Here is a 5,194-nt window from a genome sequence, read left to right on the forward strand (position 1 = left end):
TCGCACTTGCGTCGCGCAAGCTTCCGGCCACAGGAGCCGAGTACGCTGGCTCGGCCGGCGAGGCCCGCAGTTCGTCCGGGTCCGTTGCCGGATCGGCGCTCAGCAACCCGTTGCGGCGGCCGAACATCAGCTTGCCCTCCGTGCGGGCGCGAGACGCCGATACCACGGCGTGCGCGCCGGTGCCGCCGCTTCCTCGTTACCGGTGATCGAATTGGCGAGCGCGACGATCGCCGCCGCGAACGGAGAGCGCTGCGTGGTGGCGAGCGCCTCACCGAGATTTTCGGCAAGCGCCAGCATCTGCGGCTCGTACGGCAGCGGTTGGACTGATCCCCGCGCGAGCGCACCGATGAAATCCTTCGAATTCACGCGGCCGGGCACCGGCTGTCTCGACTCGTTCACGAGTACCGATATCGCCGGATTCGCGTCGCGCGTTTCCGCGAATTGGCACAAGCGCGCCGCTTCGCGCGTCGAGTGCACGGAGAGATCCGCCACGACGTGGATCATCGCGCTTGCCTCGAAGGCTCCGTCGATCAGCATGCCGCCCCGATGCGGCAAATCCATCACGATGTAATGGAAGTGGCGCTTGAGCATGGCGATGAGCTCGGAGAGCGCCCCCGCGCGCAACGAGAAATCCTGGTCGTACGATAGTTCGGAGGCCAGGACGAACAAGCGATCGCTCTGCGCGATGAATGCCTGGTTGATAAGCTGTTGGTCGAGTCGATGCGGGTTTTGCAGCAGTTCGATGAGACCGCTCGTGGCGGATACACCGAACATCGAGGCTGCTGCACCGCCGTACGGGTCCAGGTCGATGTATGCGATGCGGCGGCGCGTCTTGTCGGCAAGGTGGCTCGCGAGCGCCGTGGCAATCGTCGTTACGCCGACGCCGCCTCGCGTGCCCACGAAGCTCAGCGCCTTGCCCATTCGCGGCGAAGTGCTCGCGTCGTTCGCGGTGAGCGCACGCCTGACTAGCTCGACCGTGAGCGGTTTGACGAGATAGTCGCGTATGCCGAGTTGCAGCAGGTTTCTGAAAAGTCCGACGTCATTGCGCTCGCCGATTGCGACGACGGTGACCGATGGGTCCACGACGTCTGCGAGCCGCATCAGATCCGAAATCGGCATGGCAGAACCCGATACATCAATGATCAGGTAATGCGGAGATTCCTTGAGCGCAGTCATGACGCCCACTGCATCGTCGAGCGAACCCAGTGTGACGTGGGACGTCGCGACCCCTTCATCAACGGCGACGTTGTTAATGACCTCCGCGCTAATGGCGTCGGTGACGACGGCAATGAGTTTTTCCGCGCCGGAAGGCCGCGCGCGGCGTTTAAACAGGCTGGTTTCGTGTGCGCCCATGTTTTCCGTCTCCGTTACTGGGAACCCGCCGGCGATGCCGGGGGTGAAGACGACGAGGAACTGCCGCCGCCGTAGGCCCCACTCAACGGCATTGCGCGGCCGGCTTCGTAGCGCCGCACAGCGCTTGCGGCCATTGGCGCGTCGGCTCCGGCGTATGGGCGGGGGCTTACGAAATCGGCGGGGCGTGCGACCATGGCGGCGAGATTCGAATAAGTGGCGCAGCCGAACGCCACACCTGGGCGTTGCATCCCGGCGTCCCGCATCGGTGCGGCTTCGTTGAGCGCCTCGCATGAGGGCGGGACCGCATGCCCGCCGTTTTCCCCGGGCACGTAGCCGATCACCGACGCGTCGGGTATGCCGAGCGGCGCCGACATGCAGGACGTCAGGCCGATGCTCGCGGCGCCGGCGAAGACGGTAACGATGAGGATGTGCCGTGAATTCATCATGGTCCGGGTTCTCCTGCTCAATAGACGAAGCCGGCGGCGCCGACGAGGCGAGGCGACTGCCCCGACAGCGGATCCGCTCCGAGCGAATGCTGGACGGCGAATTCGACGTCGGTGCTCGGGCGCATGATGTCGTCGAGTGCGCCGTGCAACTGTCCAGGGCCGGTTGGTCCCACGATGTAAGGCGTGACGATCACGACGAGCTCGGTCTTGTTGTTCTGGTAGCTCTTCGAGGAGAACAGTTTGCCGAGCACCGGCAGCCGGCCGAGGCCCGGCAGCTCGGACAGGACATCGCTCGACGTGCTTTGCAACAAACCGCCGATGGCGAAGCTTTGCCCGCTCGACAGCTCGACCGTGGTCTCCATGCGGCGTACCGTCAGCGCGGGCACGATGATGGTGTTCATTGTGATGCTGTTGGTCGGATCGATCTGGCTCACTTCAGGGCGCACGCTAAGGCTGATGCGGTTGTCGGCCATCACGGTCGGCGTGAAATTGAGCGAGACGCCGTAGGGCTTGTACTCGATCGTGATCGTGCTGGTAGTGCCGCTTTGCGGGACCGGAATGGGTAACTCACCGCCCGCGAGGAAGCTCGCGGTTTGTCCCGAGACGGCGGTCAGATTGGGTTCGGCCAGCATCGTGATCAACCCTTCCTTGTCGAGCGCGTCCAGGACGCCCTCGATCTGCGTGCCGCCAGCCTTGAACCCGCCAAGCACCGAGTACGCGCCCGTCGACGACAGGTTGAAAAGGTTCGTCGTCGAGTCGAAGATTGCGCGCCCGTTGAACAGGCCACCGAAGAAGTTGCCGTTCTTGCCCAATGCATTCCAGTCGACGCCGAGCTGATGCGTGATGTTGCGATCGACTTCCGTGATGCGCACGCGCAGCAGCACCTGAATCGGATGCGCGACCGTCATCCGGTTGACCAGTTGCTCCTTGGCGTGCAAATAGGGCTGCAGCGTCTGAACGACGGCGTCGGCATCGGCCGCGCTCGGCACCGAGCCACTCACCATCAGCGATCCGGGTGCGCTCGTCACATGCACGCCCAACTGCGGAAAGCGCGTATCCAAGAGCCGCTGAACGGAAGCCGTATCCGTGGCCACGCTGATCGTCTTGCGCAGGATCTGCCGGTTATTGGCGCCCAGCGCAAAGAGCGTCGTCGTGCCCGCCTTCTTGCCGAGCACGAAAACGGAACGCGGTGTGGGCACATGGACATCGGCGATATCGGGGTCCGCCACGAAGACGGCCACGGCCGGCTCGGGCAGCGAGATCATCGTCCCGCCTCCCGCCGCGACGGACAATACGTCCGGCTCGTCGGCCGATGCCGCACGCGCGCCGGCGAACATCGCAATGCAAAGGAAGGCGGCGAGCGCGCCAACATGCGCGAGCTGCGTCGCGAGTTCGGCGAGCGTGGCTGGGCGATGGCGTGCGCGGCGTGCGAACGGATTGGCGCGTGTAAGGCTGGCCATGTGAGTCCTATGTTCCTGCGGGGATGGCGGGTTCGTTTGCGGCACGAGCGGGCACAACCGGTGGTGTACCGGGCGGCAACGGCGGGAGCGGCTGCCCGCCCAGCGATGCGCCGTTTTGCCCGGAGCCGCCTGCCTGCTCAACTTTCGAGCCGCGATAGATCATGACTTGGGGGACCTGCGCCGCTGGTCTGCCGGGTGTCGCAGCGGGCGTGGTCACGGCTTTCAGCGCGCGCGACACATCGCCGGCCCAAACGGGCGGCGTCTGCGCGCGTGCGACGTCTTCGGCGTCCGAAGCGTGCTTGTCGCGCGTCGCAAAGCTGCGCAGCGCAAGCGAGAGCGTGCCGAGATGCGCAGCCACGGTGATCGACTGGGCGCCGACCGGCGACACTTCGAAAGTCGCGGTTCGCACGTTTGTAGTCGACGCTGCCGCGTCGTCCTTCGGACGCCTGAACGCTGACCCGACCGCAAGGACGCGCACGCGTTCGGCAACCGTTTCGGATTCCACCGCGCGTGCCGGCGGAACATTGACGCCCGCATCGGCGCGGATTTGCTGGGTAAGCAGCACGTCGACAAAGTCGCCAGGCTGAATGAGTCCTGCATTGCCGGAAACGTCGTCGATAGATACCGAAATGGCGCGCATGCCTGGCTTGAGCGCCGCAGCGAGAAAGCCGGGCGCGCTGGGCAAGATGACGTCGGTGAGTCCGAGCGGCGTGCCCGCATGCACGGCGTGACGCAACAAATCGCCCTTCAGATCATTGTTTGCGCTGGCTTCGAGCGAGCCTTCCAACAACGCGCCGGCTGGGATCTGGTCGTGTGGCACTGCTTTCCATACGAGGTCGGAATCCCTCAACAGCAGGCCGTCTGGCAGTTCGTCCGCTGCCGCTCGCACGCGCACGAGCGCGGCGGGCTTCGCAACGCCGGGCGCCGAAGCCGCGATGAACAGCGCGCGAATGATGAAGGCACCAATCGCGGCAACAGCGATGAGCGCGGCAAGCTTCAGGATGTTTGGCATAGGGACGGCGGGTTCTCGTTAGGCAAATCGCGCATGGCCGACTAGCGCGAGACCGAGTGGATGACCGAACGAGGATGTCAGCAAGGTGGCCGCGGCGCGAAAACCGGCTGTCGGCTGCACCAGCACTGCAATGGCTCCCCCGAGCGCGAGCGCGATACCGTAAGGCACGCCGCGGGCCGGAGAGAGCCAAGTCGTGCGTCGGGCGACACCGCTGCAAGCGGGGTGGCGAAGTGCAAACGTGAGTGCGAGCATCGAAAGCCCGAGGAGGGCACCGAACACTGAGACGACGACGAGTAATGCGAGGGCGTAGGCGGGGCCGCACCAAAGGAAGACGGCCGCACCAAGCTTCACATCGCCGCCGCCTAGCCAGCGCAGCCGAAATAGCACCGCGGAGAGCCCCAACGCAAAGACGCCGAGTGCGGCGTGCTCCAGGAATTCCACGAGCGTGCTGCCGTTCAGTGCCGCTTCGATGAGATAGAGGCCGGCGAAGACCGATACCCAGACATTGGGCAGACGCCGCCAGCGAAGATCCGAGAGCGCAAGGATGGCAAGGATGAGATATGCCATCGCTTTGATCGGATCCATGACGATTTTCCTTGGCGGCGAATGTGCGCGCCGGATAGGGACGCCCCGTTGCTGTGTGCAGCAACGGGCGAATCCGTCCGTCGGCTTACGAGGGGAGCTTGCCCTTGATCGTCGAGAGCAGGCTGTTGAACAGGCCCTGCAAGCCCGTCGACGAATCCGTGCCCGTCATTACGGTGCCGACCGCGACGAGCGCGGAGACCACGATCGCCGCCAAAATGGCATATTCGAGCGCGCTAACGCCGCGCTCGTCGCGCGACAGGGACATGATGAAACGCAGCATGGTGAGCTCCAAAAAAAGTTAGGAATCCGAAGTAATCAGCGACTATCGCAGGCGCGAG

General features: G+C 64.7%; 6 protein-coding genes. All 6 read right to left on the reverse strand.

All coding sequences use genetic code 11. The annotated features are described in order from the left end of the window. Positions 1-126: 126 nt before the first annotated feature. The 6 genes from VGL01_RS23910 to VGL01_RS23935 all read right to left on the reverse strand — a co-directional run bounded on the left by VGL01_RS23910 (position 127) and on the right by VGL01_RS23935 (position 5,136). Entirely contained in the window at positions 127-1,353 is a 1,227-nt protein-coding gene (locus tag VGL01_RS23910; protein ID WP_331573806.1) for an AAA family ATPase, read from the reverse strand. Between the two features lie 14 nt (positions 1,354-1,367). Continuing rightward, entirely contained in the window at positions 1,368-1,799 is a 432-nt protein-coding gene (locus VGL01_RS23915) for a CpaD family pilus assembly lipoprotein (protein ID WP_414720334.1), read from the reverse strand. Between the two features lie 17 nt (positions 1,800-1,816). After that, the gene (locus VGL01_RS23920) at positions 1,817-3,259 is read right to left on the reverse strand and encodes a type II and III secretion system protein family protein (protein WP_414720335.1); all 1,443 of its coding nucleotides are present in this window, start codon (positions 3,257-3,259) and stop codon (positions 1,817-1,819) included. Positions 3,260-3,266: 7 nt separating this feature from the next. Next, positions 3,267-4,271 carry a Flp pilus assembly protein CpaB gene (gene cpaB, locus VGL01_RS23925; RefSeq protein ID WP_331573808.1) on the reverse strand — a complete coding sequence of 335 codons (1,005 nt, stop codon included), beginning with the start codon at positions 4,269-4,271 and terminating at the stop codon, positions 3,267-3,269. An 18-nt stretch (positions 4,272-4,289) separates the two neighbouring features. Then, on the reverse strand, positions 4,290-4,856 hold the full coding sequence (locus VGL01_RS23930; protein ID WP_331573810.1) for an A24 family peptidase: 567 nt from the start codon (positions 4,854-4,856) through the stop codon (positions 4,290-4,292). Positions 4,857-4,941: 85 nt separating this feature from the next. After that, positions 4,942-5,136: a Flp family type IVb pilin gene (locus tag VGL01_RS23935; protein ID WP_331573811.1), complete on the reverse strand. Its 195-nt coding sequence runs from the start codon at positions 5,134-5,136 to the stop codon at positions 4,942-4,944. Between the last annotated feature and the right edge of the window lie 58 nt (positions 5,137-5,194).

Source organism: Trinickia sp. (genome assembly GCF_036503415.1).
In the GTDB taxonomy this organism is placed as follows: Bacteria; Pseudomonadota; Gammaproteobacteria; order Burkholderiales; family Burkholderiaceae; genus Trinickia.

Coding starts and splice junctions, on each gene's coding strand:
- VGL01_RS23920 (WP_414720335.1), bottom strand. CDS start 3,259: ATGGCCAGCCTTACACGCGCCAATCCGTTCGCACGCCGCGCACGCCAT.
- VGL01_RS23915 (WP_414720334.1), bottom strand. CDS start 1,799: ATGATGAATTCACGGCACATCCTCATCGTTACCGTCTTCGCCGGCGCC.
- cpaB (WP_331573808.1), bottom strand. CDS start 4,271: ATGCCAAACATCCTGAAGCTTGCCGCGCTCATCGCTGTTGCCGCGATT.
- VGL01_RS23930 (WP_331573810.1), bottom strand. CDS start 4,856: ATGGATCCGATCAAAGCGATGGCATATCTCATCCTTGCCATCCTTGCG.
- VGL01_RS23935 (WP_331573811.1), bottom strand. CDS start 5,136: ATGCTGCGTTTCATCATGTCCCTGTCGCGCGACGAGCGCGGCGTTAGC.
- VGL01_RS23910 (WP_331573806.1), bottom strand. CDS start 1,353: ATGGGCGCACACGAAACCAGCCTGTTTAAACGCCGCGCGCGGCCTTCC.